Here is a 20,933-nt window from a genome sequence, read left to right on the forward strand (position 1 = left end):
TGAGGTGATGCGGGGCCAGTCGGCCCCGCGTTGCGCTCTGGCGTTTAGGCCAGCCGGTCCCGTCGTCGGCCAACAGAAAAGTGTAGTGGTCAAGCAACAATGGCCGTTACTGCCGTGAGTTCCAGCAGACCGTCACGGTGAACGGCAAGAAAGGGGATGCGTACGGTGCTGCGTGTCGAGGCTGGGATGGATCCTGTGAAGTCGTCTCGGACTGACGCTATTCGATCCCGGGCGGCGGGGCGTGCTCGTTGGGCGCCGCCGTCTGGGCGCTCTTCTTCTTGTGCTTGCGCACCCGCATGTAGTTGCGGCGCACCCCATAAGAGATGAGCAGACCCGCCAGCAGCATCACCAGCAGCATCAGGCGCTGTTTCTCCTGGCTCACCTTGAGGCGGATATCCTGCTGGGCCAGGAGTTTCTGCTCCTCCAGCGTGATGCGCAGGTAGCCGAGGGTCAGGTTGTCATCCTGGATCTCCTGCACGAACTGGATGCGGCCCTTGCCCTGCTCCGGCAGTGACTTGTTGTCGGCCCCGATGGGCAACAGGCTCTCCAGTGGCACGGCCTGATCCGACTGGGCGAGGGGAATGCCGCGGGCATCATAGAGGGTGACATCGAGGATCTCGGGCTCGGCGGCCAGATCCTGAGCCAGTCGCTCCAGCTCGCTCTCCTTGTCCTCCTTGATCCAGCGTCTCATGTCGCGGGCGGCGTAGGCCACCAGGGCCTGGGCCCGATCACGGGCCTCGCTGTGCAGCGCAGCCTGGCTCTCCCCCTGCATGTGAATAAGCAGGCCCAGCACCCAGAGGCCGAGCAGGCTCCCGGCCGCCAGGCTGATAACACGTTTGATGGGGAGATGACGCAAAGCGCTGAGCCTCGTGGTGATGAGCAGTGGCCGGATCTTGGCGCTTGCCTGTACAAAAAGCAATACGCTACTCTGGGCCAGCACCCTAAACCCTCTGCTCTCCAAGGAAGGCGTCACCCCTATGTTGTTGTCCCAGCTTCCCCCCGCCCTGTCCGATTGGCCCGCCGCCCTGTGTGGCGCCCCATGCTGGCAGCTGACCGCCGAAGCCCTGCTGCCCGCGACCCGGTCCCATGATGGCGCCTGGATAGTCCTGTTTGGCCAGGATCTCGGGCCCCGCCATCTGAGTCGCCTGGCGACCTTGCTGGCGAACAAGGGGATCGAGACTAGCCTCTACCCCGCCGGTGAACAGGCCGGCATCCCCTTGCTGCTACTCGGTACGGATCGTTTCTCCCCCGAGCTGGTGCAGGCCCTCAAGGCGCAGGAGTGGGACATCGATCTCTGCCATCTGCCCGCGTTGCCCACCCTGAGCGAGCCGGGTCTGCTGGTGATGGACATGGACTCCACCGCCATCCGGATCGAGTGCATCGACGAGATCGCCCGCCTGGCCGGGGTGGGAGAGCAGGTCTCCGCCGTGACCGCGGCGGCTATGCAGGGCAAGCTGGAGTTTGCCGACAGCCTGCGCAGCCGGGTCGCCCTGCTGGAGGGCGCCCCGGTCGCCATTCTCGATGAGGTGGCCGCGGCTATGCCCTGGATGCCGGGCCTGCAGCTGATGGTCGATACCCTCAAGCAGGCGGGCTGGAAGGTGGCGATCGCCTCCGGTGGTTTCACCCGCTTCGCCGGCGAATTGCAGCAGGCGCTGGGACTGGATGCCATCTTCGCCAACGAGCTGGCCACCGAGGACGATCGTCTGACCGGGCGAGTGAGTGGTCGCATCGTGGATGCCGCCGTCAAGGCCGAGGTGTTGCAACGGCTGACGACAGAATATGGCATCCAGCCGGCCCAGACGGTGGCCGTCGGCGACGGGGCCAACGATCTCAAGATGATGGCCGTCGCCGGACTCGGCATCGCCATCCACGCCAAACCGCTGGTGCGGGCCCAGGCGGCCGCCACCCTCAATCATCATGATCTGGAAGGGGTGCTCTGCCTGCTCGGGGCCATCGCCTGTCGCGAGCGCCGCTGGAATTGAACCAGGGTCAAGGAGGGCCTGACAACAAGATGGAACTGTTACAACAATCCCTGTTTATCCCCTGCGGCGAGCATCGGCTGCATGTGCGCCACATCCAGCCGGGCGTGGCGGTGCATGCCGAGCCCATCCTGATGGTGCACGGTGCCATCGAGAACGGCCGCATCTTCTACACCGAATCTGGCAAGGGGCTGGCCTGTTTCCTGGCCAGGCACGGCTATCAGGTCTATGTGGCCGATCTGCGCGGCCGGGGCCTGAGTACCCCGGCCATCGCCGAGCAGGCAGGGCACGGCCAGCATGAATTGATCACCGAGGATCTGCCCGCGCTGCAGCACTGGGTGGCGGCCCGTCATGCCGGTGCCAGGGTGCACTGGATGGCGCACTCCTGGGGCGGGGTCCTCATGGCCTCGACCCTGGCGCGCTTCCCGGCGCTGGCCGATCAGATCGCCAGCCTGGTGTTCTTTGGCACCAAGCGGGGCGTGTCGGTGCAAAATCCGGAGCGCTGGCTGAAGGTGGATCTGATCTGGAACAGGCTGGCTCCCTGGCTGGCGCGTAACACCGGCTTCCTGGCGGCGCGCAAGCTGAAGATGGGGGCGGATGACGAGCCCCTGCGCTACCTGCAGGAGACCATTCCCTGGGTGAAGTGCGGGCCCTGGCAGGATCCCCACGATGGCTTCGCCTATGACGAGGCGGCGAGCCGGGTGCAGTGGCCGCCGCTCTGGATGATCTCGGCCCGGGCCGACAAGGTGCTGGGTCACCCGATAGATGTGCGCCGTTTCAGCACCGAGATGGGCTCCCTCACCCGCCACACCCGCCTCGGCCTGGACAATGGCAACCGGCTCGATTATGACCACATCAACATGCTGACGGCCCCCCAGGCACAGGAGGATCACTTCCCGCAGATCCTCGCCTGGCTGAGCAACCCGCAGGCGGCCTGAGACGGGACAGGAACAAAAAGGGCGGCCCTCTGGGGCCGCCCTTTTCTCATCCCACCGGCGGCGTGATGCCAAGCCGGAACAGGGTGGCCTGACTGGTATCGGTCAGCTCGCCCACCCCCATCACGCTCCACAACTCCTCTTCCAGCTTCTTGGCCTTGTGAATGGCGAACTTGGCGATGTAGTCCAGTTCGTTGGCGATGAAGCTGGTGTCCGGGCGGCCGGTGCGGGAGATGCCGACCAGCACCGAATAGAACTCTCCCTGCTGCAGCGCCAACTCGACGAAGCGGCGCTTCTCCTCCACCGACGGGAAGCTGCTGGCCAGCCGGCTACGGAACAGGGGGGCCCCCCCCTGTGAACGCAGGCAGGCGATGTAGACTTCCGCCTCCTTTGGCTTGTCTTCCCGCTCGATGGCGCGCAACGGCTCGAGCAGCAGGGTCTTGAGCAGCCCCCCCTGAAACAGGGGATAGAGGTTGGCCTGCTCGTCTTGCTCGGCGCAGGCGTGCAACAGCCTGGACAGGCTGCGTGGCCGGGGCGCCAGGCCCACCGCCGCCGGCCTGGGCGTGCCCTTGAGCTTATTGATATAGACCGGCGTGTCGAAGATGTGGTGGGTGAAGATATTGCGCAGCGACCGCGCCATGCCGCGGTAGCGCCTGTGCTCCCTGGTGGCCTTGAGCTTGTTCTGGTTGCTCTCGATAAGCAGGCTGAAGAAGTGATGGCCAATGTGGCGCGCCGGCTCCCCCTCGATGCACAGGTGCAGCACGGTGCGGCTCAAATTGAGGCTGACCAGCCGGTAGGGGAGGCGCTGCAGATCCATGCTCTTGGCCAGATCCTGCAGCCGCGGCAGGGCGACCTGGATGATATCCCCCTTCTCCCCGACGAAGGGCGCCTCCAGCTCGACTTGCATGCCATGGGCCGAGATGTCGCGGGTCCAGCCAATCCAGGCACGCTCCTGGTGGCGGATCACGATCGCCGTCTTGTGGACGTAGCGTGCCTCCTTGCGCAGCTGTACGTAGTGCAGCGTCTCTATCTCGAAGGGGGCGGCGCTGACGTCGTGACCGAAGCGCTGCAGATCGTTGGCGTTGTGGGATTGGCTGGCGTCGTAGCGAAACTCTTCGCGCTGCTGGTCGAGGCCGATCTCCTGCAGCAGGCCAACATGGCCGATTTGCTGGAGCCGCTCGCGCAGCAGCAGATCTTGCAACTGATGCGGCTCCCCGGCCTGCTGGTTGTCGAGGTCGGCCTCGTGCAGGGCGCACGCCTCCAGGCTGAACTTGTAGACGCGCCAGCTCGGGCGACGTGCCCCGACCTGGAAGAACAGGGTGGTCAGGCCGCTTTGCTGCAGCTCCTCCCGGGTGGCCGAGAAGAAGTAGAGGTGGCTGCGGACCGAATGGGTGAAGCTGTAGATCAGGGTCTCGCGCAGTCCCCCTTTGGCCGGCAACAGCGCCTGCATGCGGGTCGCGCCGAACAGGCTGGCGAGCATGTCGCGGTTCTTGGCATCCCGCCAGTACTCGAGCACGTGCTGGTTGTTCTCGGTGCGCAGGGCTATCTCCAGGGAGGGGCTCTGTCCCGTGCCGAAGAAGAGCGGCATGCCGGTCATGCGTGGCAGGTAGAACTGCTCATACCCCTTGATGACGGCAGCCGACAGCAGGTAGTCGACGCTGACCCGGTAACGGCTGCGGTTATGCTCGATGAACTCGCCGAGGAAGCGGTCAAAGGCGGGGTGCTCGCCGCTCTTCACCAGTCGCAGCCAGAACTTGCCCTCCTTGCGCTCCTCCCCCAGGATCTGGTAGCTGATCGGCTGGCGCAGCATGGGGTTGGCATGCTCGCGCTCCAGGCCGGTGAAGAGGACCTCGATCTGTTCGCCGGTCTGGTAGCTGGGCAGATAAGGCACCGAGACCCGGATCCCGCCGAGCGAGATATCCGAGCTCTTGGCGAGCAGCTTCTCTCCGTCGGCCAACCTGAGCTGCATGGGGGAGCTGAAATGCATCCGCTCCTCCTGTCGGCCGTAGTGGCTGGCAAAGGGGATGGCGCTGACATCGAAGGGACTGAACGGGCTGGCGGGCAGGGCGAGGCTCTCGCCCTTGCCCTGATGATGCTTGTACCAGTCGTGCAGTGTCTCGTAGACCCCCAGGGTATAGCTGTCGCGGTAGAGATAGCACTGGGACTGAAACAGCTCGATGGCCTCGGCAGGCATGAAGTGGGTGACCCCCTCGAACTCGTACACCACACAGAGTTCGCTCAGCTCATTGCGCATGTCGATCACCCGCCGGCAGGGGGTGCACTTGCGCTTGATCTCCATCTTGAGCAGGAAACGGCTGTTGGTGTTTTCGTTCTGGGTCAGGCGGGTGAAGAGCTCATCGAAGTCCTTTTCTCTGAGCAGGGGGACGAGTTGTTCTATCAGGTGTAGTGGTTGTTCTGAATCCATGTATTCCTGCCGCGGAAAGTCACTTTTCCGATTCTGGGTTTGATCTGTCGGTCGCAAACAAGTATATCAAGCAGGAATTCATCCTGTCCCCGAGTTATCCATGGCCAAAAACAAAACTGCCTATGTTTGTACCGAATGTGGAGCCGACTTCTCTCGCTGGCAAGGTCAGTGTGGCGAGTGCAAGGAGTGGAACACCATCACCGAGGTCCGGCTGGGCGTCACTACCCCTGGCAAGAGTGCCCGCTACACCGGCTATGCCGGCGCCATCGGCAGCCAGGTACAGACCCTGGCCGAGGTCGCGACCACCGAGATCCCCCGCTTCGGCTCGGGCTTCAAGGAGCTGGATCGGGTGCTGGGCGGCGGTGTGGTGCCCGGTTCGGCCATCCTCATCGGCGGCAACCCGGGGGCAGGCAAATCGACGCTGCTGCTGCAGACCATGTGTGGCCTGGCCGAGCGGATGAAGACCCTGTATGTGACCGGGGAGGAGTCCCTGCAACAGGTGGCGATGCGTGCCAGCCGGCTGGGGCTGCCCACCGACAAGCTGCGCATGCTGTCCGAGACCAGCGTGGAGCAGATCTGCATCATCGCCCAGCAGGAGCAGCCGCAGATCATGGTCATCGACTCCATCCAGGTGATGCATGTGGCGGATGTGCAGTCATCCCCCGGCTCCGTCTCCCAGGTGCGGGAGTCGGCGGCCCTGCTCACCCGCTATGCCAAGCAGAACCATGTCGCCATCTTCATGGTGGGCCATGTCACCAAGGACGGTACCCTGGCCGGTCCCAAGGTGCTGGAACACTGCGTCGACTGCTCTGTGCTGCTGGATGGGGCCCACGACTCGCGCTTTCGGACCCTGCGCTCCCACAAGAACCGGTTCGGCGCGGTCAACGAGCTCGGGGTGTTCGCCATGACGGGGCAGGGGATGAAGGAGGTGAGCAACCCCTCCGCCATCTTCCTGAGCCGCGGTGACGAGCAGGCCCCGGGCTCCATCGTGATGGTGATCTGGGAGGGCACCCGCCCGCTGCTGGTGGAGTTGCAGGCGCTGGTGGACTACTCCCAGGTTTCCAACCCGCGGAGGGTGGCGGTGGGGATGGATCACAACCGCCTCGCCATGCTGCTGGCGGTGCTGCACCGTCACGGCGGCCTGCAGATGGCGGATCAGGACGTCTTCATCAACGTGGTCGGCGGGGTCAAGGTCGAGGAGACCAGTGCGGATCTGGCGTTGCTGCTGGCCATGGTCTCCAGCTTCCGGGATCAGGCCCTGCCCAAGGATCTGGTGGTGTTCGGCGAGGTGGGGCTGTCTGGCGAGATCCGGCCGGTGCCGTCCGGTCAGGAGCGGCTGCAAGAGGCGGCCAAGCATGGCTTCCGTCGTGCCATAGTCCCCTATGCCAACGCCCCCAAGCATCCCATCGAAGGGATGGAGGTGGTGCCGGTGAAGAAGCTGGCGGATGCGCTGGAAGCGCTCTAGAAAGAGTGCGAGCCATCGAGTGGCAAGCAGACAACAAAAAGGAGCGCATCGGCGCTCCTTTTTCATGGCGAATCTCTGGCTAGGGCTGAGCGTGCTCCTGGTGCTCTTCCAGCAGTTGCTCCAGCTCGCGATACAGCAACTGCTCCTCCCCCACGTTCAGCTCTATCATCCGCTTCAGGTGGCTGGCGCTGTCGATGTCGATGTGGTGGCAGTAGAATCCCAGCTTCTTGCTGGCCTCGTGAGTCAGCTCTACCTGCATCCTGATCACTATGTCACTGCCGCTCAGCACGAAGCTGAGCTCATACTCCTTGTCGTCGCTGCCAGACCAGGCTTCGGGTCTGAGCAGCAGGGCGCCTTGCAGGGACACGTCGATCAGCTGGGTCGGCCATTGGCGCTGGCCCTGCACCAGGCTGGCGGCGGTCAAATAGAAGATCCTGGTAAAGTGGCGGCGCTCGGGCATGCTCATCTCCGGTCTGCGTTTGGACGCAGTGCTAACAAATCATGCTCCAAAGTGTAATGCAGCTTGTTCATCAGGACCTTGAGGTGGCTCCGGTATTGAGCATCAGGGTTGCGGGTGGCTGAGGGACTCAACCACTTGCAATGCCTTGACCAGCCGGTCTTCCTGCTTGAACCTGTCCTCCAGCACTGGGCCCAGCTGGTTCAGATCCTCATCGAGCAGCAGTAACTGAGCCTCGTCGGCGTTGCTGTATTTATCGTTGAATTCCAGGGCGAACTCGGTGCAGGCCCGGATGTGGGGATAGATGCGCTTGGCCAGCTCCAGCTTGTCGCCGCTGGCCTGCTCGAAGGCGGTGACCACGTGGTTGTAGATCTCGAAGTGACCGGCGCTGACATAGTCGACCAGCTGCTCGCAGAAGCGCTGCAAGTCGACGTGACCGGGGAGGGATCGCTGCTTGGATCTGGCGGGCATGAGCCCGGCCAATCGCATGTACTCGACCAGCAACGCCTGCCTGGCATCCAGCCAGTCATCGATCGCCCTGTGCTTGCCTGCCAAGGCGCGCTTGGTTTGTTCCAGTTCAGTTAACATAGTCCCTCCATGGGCATGGACATGCGGCGCTATGGCTGCATGCCTCCGGTCATTCTCATCGACTGACGACACCCCCTATAACTAGGGAAAATACGGTTGACCGTCAATAGGAGTGTGGGGATATTGTTACATCAGATGGGGCTTCGGGTACAAGTCCTCATCACTTGCTCGCCGCTTTCTGGTCATGAATGATGATGAGGGGGCGAGATATGTGACTATTTCCGCAGATCTTGATGAAAACCCCAGCATTCAAGCCAATCCGGCTGATAAAGCCTTTGCCTGAGTGTTTTTTTTTGAATAGAGTGGCCCGGTGCTAAATGCCCGATCATAAAGGAAATGTTATGAACAAAGCTCAACTTGTCGATGCAATTGCCGCCAAAGCAGACCTGAGCAAAGCTCAGGCCAAAGTGGCTCTGGAAGAGATCATCAATGGTATTACCCAGAGTCTGAAAGAGGGCGATGCCGTTCAGTTGGTGGGTTTTGGTACCTTCAAGGTAAACCATCGCGCAGGCCGCACCGGCCGCAACCCGCAAACTGGTAAAGAGATCCAGATTGCAGCCGCCAATGTGCCGTCCTTTGTGGCAGGCAAGGCGCTGAAAGACGCCGTAAAGTAAGGGCGTAAAGTTATCGAATGAAACCCGGCTCCCGCCGGGTTTTTTCTTGCCATCGTCAGCCTAATTTGTTTCGGATACACTCAGAATATGGCATGCGCTGTAGTGAGGTGGATGATGGAACAGAAGAATGCCATTCGGCAGGTGGCCGTGCCCTGGGCACCTTCCCGCCAGCTTCCCCCCGGCCTGGTCGTGGCCGAGCTGCATCAGGATATCTGGAGTGACACCCTGACTGTCATGCTGGGCCGCGCGCGCAGTATCGACCTGCCACCGCAGCCGCTCTGCCGGGTCAGTTTCCGCCACATCTTCGCCGTGCGGGTGATGGAGGATTGCGACCTGGCGGAAGGCCGGGACAGTCATACCATAGAGGAGCAGATCCAGCTGATCATCCCGTCCCGCTTCGCCAGCTGGTTCCATCAGGAGTCCGATGGCCTGCATCTGGACGAGGATCTGCAGCACTATCGCATCTCTACTTGGGACTACTGCGCCGACGTGCTGACCTCGTCGCCCCCCGAGCTGCAGTTTGTGGACCTGAGCGAGTAATCAGGGCGCCGCGATCCCTATAAAATCGATATAAAAAAGCCGGAACATCTCCTGCTCCGGCTTTTTTATGGCTCATCGGCATGAGTGTGGTGGCTGCTAGCCCAGCAGCTGATCCTTGTGCCGTCCCAGCACGATCACCAGCCCGAGCAGGTAGAGGGCACTGAGCTTGATGCCGAGGATGGCGAGCAGGCCGGCGCAGAGGCGGACCAGCGCCTTGTGCAGCCAGGAGCCGGTGAAGCGATACATGGCTTACTCCACCGTCAGCGGGCTGGCGAACTCGGGTACCTTGGCCATGGCATCCAGTACCACCTGGATATCGGCCCCCGGTTTGCAGGCATTCTCGCTCAGGTGGCGACGCCAGGCGCGGGCGCCCTGCATGTTCTGGAACAGGCCCAGCATGTGACGGGTCATGTGGGAGAGGTAGTTGCCCTTGGCCAGCTCCGACTCCATGTAGGGCAGCATCATCCGTACCACCTCGTGGCGGCTCGGCAGCTCACCGCCCAGGCCGAAGACCTGGCTGTCCACTTGGGCCAGCAGATAGGGATTCTGATAGGCCTCACGCCCCATCATGACCCCGTCCACATGCTGCAGGTGCTCCAGGGTCTGCTCCAGGCTGGTCACCCCCCCGTTGAGGGCTATGGTCAGGTCAGCATAATCCTGCTTGACCCGATAGACGCGCGGGTAGTCGAGCGGCGGGATCTCGCGGTTCTCACGCGGGCTCAGGCCGCTCAGCCAGGCTTTGCGGGCATGGACGATGAAGGTCTCGCAGCCGGCGTCGCGCACCTGCTCGATGAAGGCTTGTAAGAATTCGTAGGAATCCTGCTCGTCGATGCCGATCCGGGTCTTGACCGTCACCGGAATGCTCACCACATCGCGCATCGCCTTGACGCAATCGGCGACCAGGGTCGGTTCACCCATCAGGCAGGCGCCGAAGCGGCCGTTCTGGACCCGATCGGACGGGCAGCCCACGTTGAGGTTGATCTCGTCATAACCGCGCTCTTCCGCCAGCTTGGCGCAGCGGGCCAGATCGGCCGGGTTGCTGCCCCCGAGCTGCAGGGCGATGGGGTGCTCCTGCTCGCTGTAACCCAGATAATCGCCCTTGCCATGGATGATGGCACCCGTGGTCACCATCTCGGTGTAGAGCAGTGTCTGGCGGGTCATCAGACGGTGGAAATAACGGCAATGCCGATCGGTCCAGTCCAGCATGGGGGCGATGGAAAAGCGCTGCGCCTGCATAAAAATTATCCGGGTTGGCAAAACAAGGGGCCGGATTCTACCACAACGTGAGACGGCCCCAGAAAATGAATTTTGTCGCCGCGCCACCTGGGGCCCTGTGATAGTATCCGGCTAATTGACAGGGTGACTGTGTGATCATGAATCAAGACCAACTTTTACAACGAGCGGAACGCCTCTGCGAGCAACGCGGGATCCGGTTTACCCCGACCCGGCGCCAGGTTCTGCGGCTGCTTGCCGCCCACGGCAACGCCATCAGCGCCTACGATCTGCTGGCCCAGCTGCAGCAGACCGAGGCCCATGCCAAGCCCCCGACCGTCTACCGGGCGCTCGACTTTCTGCTCGAGCAGGGTTTCGCCCACAAGGTCGAGTCCCTCAACGCCTTCATCTTCTGCTGCCATTTCGACCATGCCCATCCCATGCAGTTGCTGATCTGCGATCGCTGCGGGGAGGTGGTCGAGCTGCATGATCCGGCCATCGACGGCGCCTTTTCCGAGCAGGCTCACCTGCATGGTTTTACTATTACCAACAAGACCATAGAGGCTCATGGTCAATGCGCTCGCTGTTCGTCCACCGTAGGAAGTCAAGATGAAGGCTGATTTTGTAAACCCGTTCCTGCTCTCCCTGCTCAACGTGCTCTCCACCATGGCACAGCTGGAACTCAAGCCGGGCGCCCCCAAGCGCAAGACGGATGAGCTGGCACGAGGGGATGTCTCCGGTCTCATCGGCATGGTGGGTCCGCAGACCAGGGGTTCGCTCTCCATCAGCTTCGAGAAGGGGCTGGCGCTCGAGATCATGCGCCGCATGCTGGGGGAGGCACCGGCCACCCTCAATGAGGAGGTGACCGACATGGTGGGCGAGATCACCAACATGGTGACCGGCGGCGCCAAGCGCATGCTGGGGGAGAAGGGCTACGAGTTTGACATGGCGACCCCGATCATCGTCTCGGGTCCCAACCACACCATCACCCACAGGGCAGATGGTGCCAAGATCATGATGCCGTTCGATTCTGACTACGGCCGTGCCACCATCGAAATCTGCTTCGAGTAACCATCATGTGGAAAGCGCTGAAATGGAGTTTCATCGGTGGCGTCCTGCTGCTGATCCTGTCCGATATCCAGATCAACACCTCGATCTACAAGTATGAAGACAACAGCGTGCTGATCAGCTTTCCGCGCTGGCAGGCAGACCGGCCCTGGGGCACCTTCCAGTGGCATGCCGGTCGGGTGGAGCAGCATTGGTATGGACTGGAGGGCAGACCCAAGCCGGCATCCGTGCTCTAGCTCCATTTCCCGTACCAGGGCAGCGCCCCGGTAATCACACAAAAACAGAGAGGCCAGCAGATGCTGGCCTCTCTGTATCGGTATGACGGACGATCAGGCGGCTTCGGCGGCCAGCTTGTCGCCGGTGCGGACCAGCACGCCGAGGCCACAGGCCAGCAGGGTCGGCAGCAACCAGGCCAGGCCCTTGTCAAACAGCGGCAGGAAGGCGAACGCATCCATCTTCATGCCGGCAGCGCCGAGGCCATCCAGGCAGCCGAACAGGAAGGCGACCAGCAACACGGAGCGGAACACCAGGCGGGGACGACCGAAGTAGCCCTTCAGGAAGGTGACCAGCACCAGCGCCACGGCGACCGGATAGATGGCAACCAGCACCGGAATGGAGAGGCTGATGAGCTGGCTCAGGCCCACGTTGGCGACCACGGCACAGATGCTCCCCAGCAGCACGACCAGCTTCTGATAGCTGATGCCGGTGAGATTGTGGAAGAAGTCGGAGCAGGCGGAGATCAGGCCCACGGCGGTGGTGAAGCAGGCCAGGGTGATGATGCCCGCCAGGATGAACTGGCCCGGCTGACCGAACAGGCTCAGCACATAGGCGTTCACGATGGCGCCGCCATTGCTGACGTCGGAGGCCACGCCGGCGGCAGTGTTACCCAGCTGGAACAGGGAGACATAGACCACGGACAGACCGATGGCGGAGATGACGCCCGCGATGGCCAGGTACTTGAACTGGCTCTGGTAGTCGTTGATGCCTTTCTTGCGCAGCAGATCGACGATCAGGGCGCCGAACATCAGGGACGCCAGGGTGTCCATGGTGTTGTAGCCTTCCAGGATCCCTTTCACCAGGGGGCTGTGCTGATAGTCGCCGGACGCGGCGGGCATGGTGCCCTGGGGTGCGACGAAGACGCCGACGGCCAGGGTCAGCAGCAGGATCATCAGCACCGGGGTCAGGTACTTGCCGATGGCATCCATCAGCTTGCCCTGGTTGAGGGAGACCAGCATGGCGACCCCGAAGAAGAACAGGGTGTAGACGACCAGACCGGCCTGTCCCATGTCACCGATGAAGGGCTTGAGGCCCATCTCGTAGGCTACCAGGCCGGTACGGGGGGCGGCGAAGGCCGGGCCTATGATGATGTAGATGGCGACGGCCAGGGTGGTGGCCACGCCGGCGGGCAGCAGCTTGGTCATGCCGGCCCAGCCGTTGCCGGCCTTGGCGACGGCAAGGATGGTGATGAGCGGCAGGCCCACCGCGGTAACCAGGAAGCCCAGCATGGCCAGGGGAAGGTTCTCGCCTGCCATGTAACCGGCCAGCGGCGGGAAGATGATGTTACCGGCGCCCAAATAGAAGGCAAAGGTCATGAAGCCCAATCCGAGTACGTCGGATAATGTGAGTGATTTCGTCAAGTTCAACCTCGTCTGTCTTGTAAACTATTGCTTGTTATAGTTTTTTATTGGTCGATGACCGGTGTTGTTCAGGGGTAAAAAAAAGAGCCCCGCTGCTTTTTTCATCGCGACCAGTGGTTTGAGCTGGTCTTGAGCGGGTGCTCGTTTGCCAGTCAGCATAATGATGTGAAAAAATAGTTCAAGGCGAAATTTACATCTTCAAATAGAAGGGGTGGGTTAGTTGGATGTATCTGTCGGAATAGCCTCCAGCAGTAGAATGGATCACAATCTCACCCCGCTCACACCTGCTTAATCCTCTGCCAAGTAGCAATAAAACGCGATTTGCCGCTTTACCTGCTCTGGTGATAACAGCTGTATAACAAACGCCGTACAGATCATAATCTGCCGAGATGCATAAAATTTCATCCGCCATGGTGGTCGGCAGCACCAGCGCCACCCGCCCGTCGGCGGCCAGCAAATGAGCGCACGCCGCCAGCAGATCCCGGCTGCCGAGGGCGCCAGTGTGGCGGGCCAGCGCCCTGGCCGGATCGCTAAACGACTGACCCGCCACGAAATAGGGGGGGTTGGAGACGATGAGATCGTAGGGCGCTGCCTGATAGTCCTGAATCGCACTCTCGATGATGCCGACCCGGGTGGGCCAGGGGGAGGCCGCCACGTTCGCTCTGGCCTGGGCGACTGCATCCTTATCCAGCTCCACCCCGTCGATGTGACAGTCGGCATGGCTGCGCTGGGCCAGCATCAGCGCGATGAGGCCGCTGCCGGTGCCTATGTCCAGCACCCGACGCGCCGCGGCGATGGGCGCCCAGGCTCCCAGCAGTATGCCGTCGGTGCCGACTTTCATAGCGCAGCGATCGTGATCGATGTGAAATTGTTTGAAGGTAAAACCGCTGTTTCGTCCCATCTGACCCCCGCCATCTCTCTGCCATACCCAAAATGGTCGGCGATTATAGCGGCTAAGCCATAGTCGCCATAGGAGCCGGCGGCATAATCGCCTATAATCTGCCGTTTCCTTAATGACCGAGTATTGCCATGAGCCAGTCCTTTGATGATTTCGACCTGAATCCAGCCCTCAACCGGGCCCTGGCCGAGATGGGATTCACCCGCCCCACTACCATTCAGCAGATGGTGCTGGAGCCAGCCCTGGACGGCCGCGATATTCTGGCATCCGCTCCGACCGGTACCGGCAAGACGGCCGCCTTCCTGCTGCCCGCCATGCAACACCTGCTGGATTTCCCGCGCCGCAAGCCGGGCCCGTGCCGCATGCTGATCCTGACCCCGACCCGCGAGCTGGCGCTGCAGGTCAGTGCCCACGCCAAGGCGCTGGCGGTGCACACCCACCTCAGCATCGAGACCATCATCGGCGGTGTCAGCCACGAAGAGCAGCTGCCGGCCTTGACCAAGACCACCGACATCGTGGTGGCGACCCCGGGCCGCTTGCTGGAATACATCGACAAAGAAGAGTTCGAGAGCCACGACATCGAGGTACTGGTGTTGGATGAAGCCGACCGCATGCTGGACATGGGCTTCGTCAAGGACGTGAACCGCATCGTGGCCGAGGCGCGTTACCGCAAGCACACCATGCTGTTCTCCGCGACCCTGGAAGGGGCCGGGCTGGAGAAGTTCGCCAACGAGATCCTCAAGGAGCCGGTCGAGCTGCACGCCGAGCCCCCCCGCAGCGAGCGTCGCCCTATCACCCAGTGGGTGCACCTGGCCGATGATGCCGCCCACAAGCTGGCGCTGCTGATCCACATCCTGAAGGATCCGGAAACCCAGAAGGCCATCGTCTTCGTCAAGACCCGTGAGCGGCTGGCTGAGCTCTCCGGCCAGTTGCAGGCGGCCGGTGTCTCCTGCGCCTGGATCCGTGGCGAGATGGAGCAGAGCAAGCGCATCGAGTCGATCCGCAAGTTCCACGCCGGTGAAGTGCCCTTCCTCATCGCCACCGACGTGGCCGCCCGTGGCATCGACTTGCCCAACGTCAGCCATGTCATCAACTACGACATGCCCTACGGCACCGACGTCTATGTGCACCGCATCGGCCGCACCGGTCGAGCCGGCAACCGTGGCTGCGCCATCAGCCTGGTGGAGGCCCACGATATGGCCATGGTCTCCAAGATCGAGCGTTACACCGAAGAGCGCCTCAAGCGCCGGGTGATCGACGTGCTGCGTCCCAAGCATAAAGAAGCGCGGGTGCCGGTGAAGAAGAAGAAACCTAAGGATGGCAAGAAGAAGTCGGCCAAGAAAAAGAAGTAATACCCGATGCAAAACGGCCATCCTCGGATGGCCGTTTTGTTTGCTGCCACCGGCGCCCTGCCGGCGGGTGGAAAGACGCGCAGAAAAAAGCCGACGCATAAACGTCGGCTAACAAAAAGTGCTTACAACAGAGGATTCACGTATTCAGACCCGGGGATCCTGAACTTGGTTCCCTCATTTTGTAATTAATTTTCAGCACGCTTGAACATCAGGGTGTGCGCATCAGACTCTTCTGGCACGAAATAGTAGCCACCGGCATTGAAACCGATCAGCTGCTCCACCTCGGTCAACCTGTGCTTGATGATGTGGCGCGCCATCATGCCGCGAGCCTTCTTGGCGTAGAAGCTGATGATCTTGAACTGACCGTTCTTCTCGTCCTTGAACACAGGCGTCACTATCCGGCCCTTCAGTGCCCGCGGGCGCACCGACTTGAAGTATTCGTCGGATGCCAGATTGACCAGCACCTCGCTCCCCTGTGCGGCCAGCGCCTGGTTGAGGTGCTCGGTGATGATGTCGCCCCAGAATTGATACAGATCCTTGCCGCGCTCGTTGTCGAGACGGATCCCCATCTCCAGCCGGTAGGGCATCATCAGGTCGAGCGGGCGCAGCACGCCATAGAGGCCGGACAGCATGCGCAGGTGCGCCTGGGCAAAGTCGAGGTCCGCCTCGCTGAAATCTTCCACGGCAAGGCCCGTGTAGACATCGCCCTTGAAGGCCAGCAGCGCCTGGCGGGCGTTGCTCGGGGTGAAATCCGGTTGCCACTGCGCGAAGCGTGCCGCGTTCAGTCCCGCCAGCTTGTCGCTGATCTTCATCAGGCTGGCGATCTGATCCGGGGCCAGTTGTCGGGCCCGGGTGATCAGCCGGGCGGAGTGATCCAGCAACGCGGGCAGGGTGAAACGGGAAGTCACCAGCGGCGACTCGTAGTCCAGCGTCTTGGCCGGGGAAACCACAATCAGCATAACTATCCTTTCTAGCGGTGACGCACGCCCCTCATTCGTCCAGGGTGACGTTGTCCAATGAACCTGCGCCCAGCTGCTCACGACCGGACAGCTTGATCAGCAGCCGCAGGTCGTTGGCGGAGTCAGCGTGGGCAAGGGCCTCACTGTAGCCAATTTGGCCGGCGCAGAACAGGGCGAACAGCGCCTGATCGAAGGTCTGCATGCCGAGCTCGCTGGATTTGGTCATCACCTCCTTGAGCCGATGCATCTCGCCCTTGCGGATGATGTCGGTGATGAGCGGGGTGTTGAGCAGGATCTCGAAGGCGGCGACCCGGCGGCTGCCATCGGTGCAGGGCAGCAGCTGCTGCGCGACGATGGCGCGCAGGTTGAAGGAGAGGTCGAACAGGAACTGGCGGTGTTTCGCCTCTGGCACCAGATGGAGGATGCGATCCAGCGCCTGGTTGGCGTTGTTGGCGTGCAGGGTGGCGAGACAGAGGTGGCCCGTCTCGGCAAACTGGATGGCCAGCTCCATGGTCTCCTGGTTGCGGATCTCGCCGATGAGGATGACATCCGGCGCCTGGCGCATGGAGTTCTTGAGCGCCACATCGAAGGATTCGGTATCGATCCCCACCTCCCGCTGGGTGATCAGGCAGCGACCGTGCTGATGCACGAACTCCACCGGATCTTCCACCGTCAGGATGTGACCGTCCCCGTGCTGGTTGCGATAACCAATCATGGCCGCCTGGGTGGTGGACTTGCCGGCGCCGGTGGCGCCGACGAACAGCACCAGCCCGCGCTTGGCCATGGCCACCTCCTGCAGGATGGGGGGCAGCACCAGCTCGCCGAAGCTGGGGATATGGGTCTCGATGCGGCGCAGCACCATGCCCGGCATATCCTGCTGCCAGAAGGCGCTGACCCGGAACCGTCCCAGCGCCTCGCGATGGATGGCGTAGTTCGCCTCCCGGCTATGCAGGTAGCGCTCGAAGTGCTCAGCGTCCAGGCTCTCCCTGACCAGGGCCAGCGCAGCCGGCCTGTCCAGCGGTTTATCGCCGAGTGATACCAGGCGCCCATTGACCTTGAGGGTGGGCGGGGCATCGACCGTGATGAACAGATCCGAGCCCTTTTGGGCAACCAGTTCAGCCAGCAGAACATCCATGTTCATAGTGTCTCCTTGGGGTGAGCTTGTCCTAGATACTGTTGGGATCGGCCGCCTTGGCCTTGGCGTCGAGGGCGGCGACTATGCCCCGGTTGACCAACTGCTTGAGGCTCTGATCCATGGTCTGCATGCCGTGGGTCATCCCGGTCTGGATGACGGAGTAGAGCTGGGCAATCTTGTCTTCCCGGATGAGGTTTCGCACCGCGGGGATGCCCATCATGATCTCGTGGGCCGCCACCCGACCCCCGCCGATCCGCTTGAGCAGGGTCTGGGAGATGACGGCGCGCAGGGACTCGGACAGCATGGAGCGCACCATGTCCTTCTCCGAGCCGGGGAAGACGTCGATGATCCTGTCTATGGTCTTGGCGGCCGAGGAGGTGTGCAGGGTGCCGAACACCAGATGGCCGGTCTCGGCGGCGGTCATGGCGAGACGTATGGTCTCCAGATCGCGCATCTCCCCCACCAGTATGATGTCCGGATCCTCCCGCAGCGCCGAGCGCAGGGCGTTGGCGAAACTCCTGGTGTCGCGGTGCACCTCGCGCTGGTTGACCAGGCAGCGCTTGTTTTCGTGCACGAATTCGATGGGATCCTCGATGGTGAGGATGTGGTGGTGGAAGTTGTCGTTGATGTAATCGACCATGGCCGCCAGGGTGGTGGACTTGCCCGAGCCGGTCGGGCCTGTGACCAGCACCAGGCCGCGGGGGAATTCGGCGATCTTGCGAAACATCTCGGGAGCCCCCAGATCCTCAAGGCTCAGCACTGTGCTGGGGATGGTGCGGAACACGGCGCCCGAGCCGCGCGCCTGCTGGAAGGCATTGACCCGGAAGCGGGCCAGATTGGGCACCTCGAAGGAGAAATCCACCTCGAAATTCTCTTCCAGCTCCTTGCGCTGGTGGTCGTTCATGATGTCGTAGATGAGGGCGTGCACTTCCCGGTGTTCCAGGGCGGGCAAATTGATCTTGCGAACCTCCCCATCAACCCTGATCATCGGGGGAACCCCGGCCGAGAGGTGTAGATCCGAGGCCTTATGCTTTACACTAAAAGCCAATAACTCTGTGATATCCATAGACTTGTTATTCTCCCATCACAAGATCACGAACGAAATATGAACCAGATTGCCCAGCACCTGCTTCAGGTAAAGGAACGTATTGTACAGGCTGCCCGGCGGGTTGGCCGCGGAGCCGAACATATCCAGCTGCTCGCGGTCAGCAAGACCAAGCCGCTGGAGGACATTCAGGCCGCCTATGCCGCGGGTCAGCGCCGATTCGGCGAATCCTATGCCCAGGAGGCGGCGGCCAAGATCGACACCCTGCGCGCCCAGGCCGACTGCGCAGACATAGAGTGGCACTTTATCGGCCCGCTGCAATCAAACAAATCCAGACTGGTGGCGGAGCGATTCGACTGGGTACAAAGTGTCGATCGTGACAAGCTGATCGAGCGCCTCAACAGCCAGCGTCCGACTGGGCTGGCTCCGCTAAATGTCTGTCTGCAAATCAATATTAGCGGAGAGAGCAGCAAATCCGGTACGTCGGAGCAAGAGATTTTCCGCTTGGCCGCGCTGGTCGCCCGGAGTGAGCGGCTGGTGCTGCGTGGCCTGATGGCCATTCCCGAGCATACCAGTGACGAGGCGGTATTGGCCGCACAGATGCGGCGTATGCAGGCTCTGTTCACCGAGCTTGCGCAACAATACCCGAGTGTCGATACCCTCTCGATGGGCATGACCGAGGATCTCGAGCCGGCGATCGCCCATGGCAGCACCATGGTACGAGTCGGCACCGCCATCTTCGGTGCCCGCGATTATTCATAAACAGCAGCACGGGGTGCCGCCTGTCCTCGCCTTCGTCGGCGCAGGTGAACCGCGGTGTTGGCAGCCAATAACAGGAGTGTTTGATGCAACATAGAACCCTCGCCTTCATCGGGGCGGGCACGCAGGGCTCCGCAGTCATTTCATCAGCAGGAGTGCAAGATGCAGCATAAGATCCTCGCCTTCATCGGGGCGGGCACCATGAGCCGCAGCATCATTGCCGGCCTGATCCAGGCGGGTTATCCGGCCGAGCGCATCATCGCCGCCAACCCCAGCCGTCCCAAGCTGGATGCGCTGGCGAGCGACTATGGCATTCGCATCACCCAGGACAACGCCGAGGCGGCCCGGGCGGCCGAGGTCATAGTGCTGGCGGTCAAGCCGCAGCTGATGGCCACCATGCTGGGCGCACTGGTCGCCGAGCTGGGGTCGCTGACCGGCAAGCTGCTCGTCTCCATCGCCGCCGGCATCAAGGTGGCGCGCCTTGGCGAGATGGCGGGGGGTCACACTCGCATCATCCGCACCATGCCCAATACCCCCTCCCTGCTGGGATTGGGGATGACGGGTCTCTATGCCCCGGCGGGCATCGAGCAGGGGGATCGCGACTTTGCCGAACAGATGATGCAGGCCGTGGGCAAGACCCTCTGGGTGGAGCAGGAGAGCGGCATCAACGGCGTCATCGCCGCGGCGGGCAGTGCGCCAGCCTACTTCTTCCTGTTTATGCAGGCGATCGCCGAGCAGGCGGAGGCGATGGGCTTCTCGCCCGAGCAGGCCCGCCTGCTGGTGCAGCAGACCGCCCTCGGCGCCGCCGCCATGGTGGAGCAGAATCCCCAGCTCTCCTTGCAGACCCTGCGCGAGCAGGTGACCAGCAAGGGCGGCACCACGGCCGAGGCCGTCAAGACATTCCAGGAGCAGGGGCTGATGCCGCTGACCGCTCACGCCATGCAGGCGGCCGTCACCCGGGCCGCCGAGATGGAAACCCTTTTCTGATCACGCTTACGGCTTAACAAGGAGCCCGGATGAACACGGCTTACTTTCTGATTAATACGGTTTTTGATATTTACCTCATGGTGGTGTTGCTGCGCGTCTGGTTGCAGTGGGCTCGCGCCGACTTCTACAACCCCATGAGCCAGACGGTGGTCAAGCTGACCAACCCGCTGGTAGTGCCGCTGCGTCGCATCATCCCTGGCTTCGGCGGCCTGGACATGGCCTCGGTGCTGCTGGCCCTGATCATCGCCTTCGCCAAGCTGGCGCTGCTCAAGAGCATGAACGTGCTGCTGACCGACTGGCTCACCCTCAGCCTGTTCGCCGCTCTCACCGTGCTGAAGAAGGCGGGCGCCATGATCTTCTGGGTGCTGCTGATCCGCGCCATCCTGAGCTGGGTCAGCCAGGGTCGCAACCCTATCGAATACGTGATGCACCAGCTGACCGAACCCTTCCTGGCACCGATCCGCCGCATCCTGCCGGCACTGGGTGGTCTGGATCTCTCGGTGTTGGTCGCCTTTATCGGCTTGCAGGCCATAAACTATCTGTTGGGGGATCTGTTCGGCCAACTGTGGTTGATGATCTGATGCCGGCCGTCCTGCGAGAAGGGGACGGGCTGATACTGCATCTGGTGATCCAGCCCAAGGCGAGCCGGGATCAGATCGTCGGGTTGCACGGCGAGGAGTTGAAAGTGGCCATCACGGCGCCGCCGGTGGATGGCCAGGCCAATGGCCATCTGATCAAGTACCTGGCCAAGCAGTTCAAGGTGGCCAAGGGGCAGGTCCGCATAGTGCGGGGGGAGCTGGGACGGCACAAGACGGTCGCCATCGAGGCGCCAAGGCAGATCCCCGCCGAGATCAGTGCCCTGCTGGAGTCGTAAACAC

Annotated in this window: 24 protein-coding genes; 13 read left to right on the top strand and 11 right to left on the bottom strand. The window is 62.2% G+C overall.

Features of this window, described 5'->3' with window-relative positions:
- Positions 1-217: 217 nt before the first annotated feature.
- Complete coding sequence (locus KW821_RS08710) at positions 218-856, bottom strand: AhpA/YtjB family protein (protein WP_218291158.1); 639 nt, start codon at positions 854-856, stop codon at positions 218-220.
- Between the two features lie 121 nt (positions 857-977).
- On the opposite strand from KW821_RS08710, the gene serB reads away from it, so the two are divergent.
- Both serB and KW821_RS08720 read left to right on the top strand, forming a co-directional pair.
- Complete coding sequence (gene serB / locus KW821_RS08715) at positions 978-1,982, top strand: phosphoserine phosphatase SerB (protein ID WP_218291159.1); 1,005 nt, start codon at positions 978-980, stop codon at positions 1,980-1,982.
- Between the two features lie 29 nt (positions 1,983-2,011).
- Complete coding sequence (locus tag KW821_RS08720) at positions 2,012-2,917, top strand: alpha/beta fold hydrolase (RefSeq protein WP_218291160.1); 906 nt, start codon at positions 2,012-2,014, stop codon at positions 2,915-2,917.
- A gap of 46 nt (positions 2,918-2,963) precedes the next feature.
- Here the strand turns inward: KW821_RS08720 and KW821_RS08725 are convergent, their stop codons facing one another.
- Complete coding sequence (locus KW821_RS08725) at positions 2,964-5,339, bottom strand: PilZ domain-containing protein (RefSeq protein ID WP_218291161.1); 2,376 nt, start codon at positions 5,337-5,339, stop codon at positions 2,964-2,966.
- Between the two features lie 100 nt (positions 5,340-5,439).
- On the opposite strand from KW821_RS08725, the gene radA reads away from it, so the two are divergent.
- Positions 5,440-6,804, top strand: coding sequence for a DNA repair protein RadA (gene radA / locus KW821_RS08730; protein WP_042652076.1), 1,365 nt, complete (start codon positions 5,440-5,442; stop codon positions 6,802-6,804).
- 79 nt (positions 6,805-6,883) lie between these two features.
- Here the strand turns inward: radA and KW821_RS08735 are convergent, their stop codons facing one another.
- Both KW821_RS08735 and KW821_RS08740 read right to left on the bottom strand, forming a co-directional pair.
- Positions 6,884-7,264: a PilZ domain-containing protein gene (locus tag KW821_RS08735; RefSeq protein ID WP_042652198.1), complete on the bottom strand. Its 381-nt coding sequence runs from the start codon at positions 7,262-7,264 to the stop codon at positions 6,884-6,886.
- A 102-nt stretch (positions 7,265-7,366) separates the two neighbouring features.
- Positions 7,367-7,849 (bottom strand): Rsd/AlgQ family anti-sigma factor, encoded by a 483-nt coding sequence (locus tag KW821_RS08740; protein WP_042652077.1) that lies wholly within the window; start codon positions 7,847-7,849, stop codon positions 7,367-7,369.
- A gap of 341 nt (positions 7,850-8,190) precedes the next feature.
- Here KW821_RS08740 and hupA point away from each other — a divergent pair, with 341 nt between their 5' ends.
- Positions 8,191-8,463, top strand: a complete 273-nt coding sequence (gene hupA, locus KW821_RS08745) for a nucleoid-associated protein HU-alpha (RefSeq protein ID WP_005305063.1) — start codon at positions 8,191-8,193, stop codon at positions 8,461-8,463.
- A gap of 114 nt (positions 8,464-8,577) precedes the next feature.
- Complete coding sequence (locus tag KW821_RS08750; RefSeq protein ID WP_042652078.1) at positions 8,578-9,003, top strand: hypothetical protein; 426 nt, start codon at positions 8,578-8,580, stop codon at positions 9,001-9,003.
- A gap of 96 nt (positions 9,004-9,099) precedes the next feature.
- On the opposite strand, the gene KW821_RS08755 is transcribed toward KW821_RS08750, so the two are convergent.
- Positions 9,100-9,249 carry a hypothetical protein gene (locus KW821_RS08755; protein ID WP_218291162.1) on the bottom strand — a complete coding sequence of 50 codons (150 nt, stop codon included), beginning with the start codon at positions 9,247-9,249 and terminating at the stop codon, positions 9,100-9,102.
- Positions 9,250-9,252: 3 nt separating this feature from the next.
- Positions 9,253-10,239 (bottom strand): tRNA dihydrouridine(20/20a) synthase DusA, encoded by a 987-nt coding sequence (gene dusA / locus KW821_RS08760; RefSeq protein ID WP_218291163.1) that lies wholly within the window; start codon positions 10,237-10,239, stop codon positions 9,253-9,255.
- 137 nt (positions 10,240-10,376) lie between these two features.
- On the opposite strand from dusA, the gene zur reads away from it, so the two are divergent.
- The 3 genes from zur to KW821_RS08775 are packed head-to-tail and all read left to right on the top strand — an operon-like array spanning position 10,377 to position 11,519.
- Positions 10,377-10,835, top strand: coding sequence for a zinc uptake transcriptional repressor Zur (zur, locus tag KW821_RS08765; protein WP_042652080.1), 459 nt, complete (start codon positions 10,377-10,379; stop codon positions 10,833-10,835).
- Positions 10,825-11,286, top strand: coding sequence for a chemotaxis protein CheX (locus KW821_RS08770; RefSeq protein ID WP_042652081.1), 462 nt, complete (start codon positions 10,825-10,827; stop codon positions 11,284-11,286). Before zur ends, KW821_RS08770 begins: the two co-directional genes overlap by 11 nt.
- Before the next feature lie 5 nt (positions 11,287-11,291).
- Entirely contained in the window at positions 11,292-11,519 is a 228-nt protein-coding gene (locus KW821_RS08775) for a hypothetical protein (protein ID WP_042652082.1), read from the top strand.
- Positions 11,520-11,612: 93 nt separating this feature from the next.
- On the opposite strand, the gene brnQ is transcribed toward KW821_RS08775, so the two are convergent.
- Positions 11,613-12,875, bottom strand: coding sequence for a branched-chain amino acid transport system II carrier protein (brnQ, locus tag KW821_RS08780; RefSeq protein ID WP_242380592.1), 1,263 nt, complete (start codon positions 12,873-12,875; stop codon positions 11,613-11,615).
- Positions 12,876-13,110: 235 nt separating this feature from the next.
- Positions 13,111-13,821, bottom strand: coding sequence for a tRNA1(Val) (adenine(37)-N6)-methyltransferase (locus KW821_RS08785; protein ID WP_218291165.1), 711 nt, complete (start codon positions 13,819-13,821; stop codon positions 13,111-13,113).
- Between the two features lie 128 nt (positions 13,822-13,949).
- On the opposite strand from KW821_RS08785, the gene srmB reads away from it, so the two are divergent.
- Positions 13,950-15,170 (top strand): ATP-dependent RNA helicase SrmB, encoded by a 1,221-nt coding sequence (gene srmB / locus KW821_RS08790; RefSeq protein WP_042652084.1) that lies wholly within the window; start codon positions 13,950-13,952, stop codon positions 15,168-15,170.
- Between the two features lie 185 nt (positions 15,171-15,355).
- Here srmB and yaaA read toward each other — a convergent pair whose 3' ends face one another.
- The 3 genes from yaaA to tapT are packed head-to-tail and all read right to left on the bottom strand — an operon-like array spanning position 15,356 to position 18,330.
- Complete coding sequence (yaaA, locus tag KW821_RS08795; RefSeq protein WP_042652085.1) at positions 15,356-16,129, bottom strand: peroxide stress protein YaaA; 774 nt, start codon at positions 16,127-16,129, stop codon at positions 15,356-15,358.
- Positions 16,130-16,160: 31 nt separating this feature from the next.
- Positions 16,161-17,270, bottom strand: coding sequence for a PilT/PilU family type 4a pilus ATPase (locus tag KW821_RS08800; protein WP_042652086.1), 1,110 nt, complete (start codon positions 17,268-17,270; stop codon positions 16,161-16,163).
- Positions 17,271-17,295: 25 nt separating this feature from the next.
- Positions 17,296-18,330: a type IVa pilus ATPase TapT gene (tapT, locus tag KW821_RS08805; protein WP_042652087.1), complete on the bottom strand. Its 1,035-nt coding sequence runs from the start codon at positions 18,328-18,330 to the stop codon at positions 17,296-17,298.
- Between the two features lie 39 nt (positions 18,331-18,369).
- On the opposite strand from tapT, the gene KW821_RS08810 reads away from it, so the two are divergent.
- The 4 genes from KW821_RS08810 to yggU all read left to right on the top strand — a co-directional run bounded on the left by KW821_RS08810 (position 18,370) and on the right by yggU (position 20,929).
- Entirely contained in the window at positions 18,370-19,071 is a 702-nt protein-coding gene (locus tag KW821_RS08810; RefSeq protein WP_218291166.1) for a YggS family pyridoxal phosphate-dependent enzyme, read from the top strand.
- Positions 19,072-19,230: 159 nt separating this feature from the next.
- On the top strand, positions 19,231-20,055 hold the full coding sequence (gene proC, locus KW821_RS08815; RefSeq protein WP_218291167.1) for a pyrroline-5-carboxylate reductase: 825 nt from the start codon (positions 19,231-19,233) through the stop codon (positions 20,053-20,055).
- A gap of 29 nt (positions 20,056-20,084) precedes the next feature.
- Positions 20,085-20,636 carry a YggT family protein gene (locus KW821_RS08820; protein WP_042652090.1) on the top strand — a complete coding sequence of 184 codons (552 nt, stop codon included), beginning with the start codon at positions 20,085-20,087 and terminating at the stop codon, positions 20,634-20,636.
- A complete protein-coding gene (gene yggU, locus KW821_RS08825; protein WP_218291168.1) occupies positions 20,636-20,929 on the top strand; it encodes a DUF167 family protein YggU in 294 nt (97 codons plus the stop codon). The genes KW821_RS08820 and yggU overlap by 1 nt, the downstream gene beginning before the upstream one ends.
- Positions 20,930-20,933: the final 4 nt, after the last annotated feature.

Source organism: Aeromonas sp. sif2416, from assembly GCF_019218665.1.
GTDB lineage: Bacteria > Pseudomonadota > Gammaproteobacteria > Enterobacterales > Aeromonadaceae > Aeromonas > Aeromonas encheleia.

Coding starts and splice junctions, on each gene's coding strand:
- serB (WP_218291159.1), top strand. CDS start 978: ATGTTGTTGTCCCAGCTTCCCCCCGCCCTGTCCGATTGGCCCGCCGCC.
- KW821_RS08720 (WP_218291160.1), top strand. CDS start 2,012: ATGGAACTGTTACAACAATCCCTGTTTATCCCCTGCGGCGAGCATCGG.
- KW821_RS08725 (WP_218291161.1), bottom strand. CDS start 5,339: ATGGATTCAGAACAACCACTACACCTGATAGAACAACTCGTCCCCCTG.
- radA (WP_042652076.1), top strand. CDS start 5,440: ATGGCCAAAAACAAAACTGCCTATGTTTGTACCGAATGTGGAGCCGAC.
- KW821_RS08735 (WP_042652198.1), bottom strand. CDS start 7,264: ATGCCCGAGCGCCGCCACTTTACCAGGATCTTCTATTTGACCGCCGCC.
- KW821_RS08740 (WP_042652077.1), bottom strand. CDS start 7,849: ATGTTAACTGAACTGGAACAAACCAAGCGCGCCTTGGCAGGCAAGCAC.
- hupA (WP_005305063.1), top strand. CDS start 8,191: ATGAACAAAGCTCAACTTGTCGATGCAATTGCCGCCAAAGCAGACCTG.
- KW821_RS08750 (WP_042652078.1), top strand. CDS start 8,578: ATGGAACAGAAGAATGCCATTCGGCAGGTGGCCGTGCCCTGGGCACCT.
- KW821_RS08755 (WP_218291162.1), bottom strand. CDS start 9,249: ATGTATCGCTTCACCGGCTCCTGGCTGCACAAGGCGCTGGTCCGCCTC.
- dusA (WP_218291163.1), bottom strand. CDS start 10,239: ATGCAGGCGCAGCGCTTTTCCATCGCCCCCATGCTGGACTGGACCGAT.
- zur (WP_042652080.1), top strand. CDS start 10,377: ATGAATCAAGACCAACTTTTACAACGAGCGGAACGCCTCTGCGAGCAA.
- KW821_RS08770 (WP_042652081.1), top strand. CDS start 10,825: ATGAAGGCTGATTTTGTAAACCCGTTCCTGCTCTCCCTGCTCAACGTG.
- KW821_RS08775 (WP_042652082.1), top strand. CDS start 11,292: ATGTGGAAAGCGCTGAAATGGAGTTTCATCGGTGGCGTCCTGCTGCTG.
- brnQ (WP_242380592.1), bottom strand. CDS start 12,875: ATGACCTTTGCCTTCTATTTGGGCGCCGGTAACATCATCTTCCCGCCG.
- KW821_RS08785 (WP_218291165.1), bottom strand. CDS start 13,821: ATGGGACGAAACAGCGGTTTTACCTTCAAACAATTTCACATCGATCAC.
- srmB (WP_042652084.1), top strand. CDS start 13,950: ATGAGCCAGTCCTTTGATGATTTCGACCTGAATCCAGCCCTCAACCGG.
- yaaA (WP_042652085.1), bottom strand. CDS start 16,129: ATGCTGATTGTGGTTTCCCCGGCCAAGACGCTGGACTACGAGTCGCCG.
- KW821_RS08800 (WP_042652086.1), bottom strand. CDS start 17,270: ATGAACATGGATGTTCTGCTGGCTGAACTGGTTGCCCAAAAGGGCTCG.
- tapT (WP_042652087.1), bottom strand. CDS start 18,330: ATGGATATCACAGAGTTATTGGCTTTTAGTGTAAAGCATAAGGCCTCG.
- KW821_RS08810 (WP_218291166.1), top strand. CDS start 18,370: ATGAACCAGATTGCCCAGCACCTGCTTCAGGTAAAGGAACGTATTGTA.
- proC (WP_218291167.1), top strand. CDS start 19,231: ATGCAGCATAAGATCCTCGCCTTCATCGGGGCGGGCACCATGAGCCGC.
- KW821_RS08820 (WP_042652090.1), top strand. CDS start 20,085: ATGAACACGGCTTACTTTCTGATTAATACGGTTTTTGATATTTACCTC.
- yggU (WP_218291168.1), top strand. CDS start 20,636: ATGCCGGCCGTCCTGCGAGAAGGGGACGGGCTGATACTGCATCTGGTG.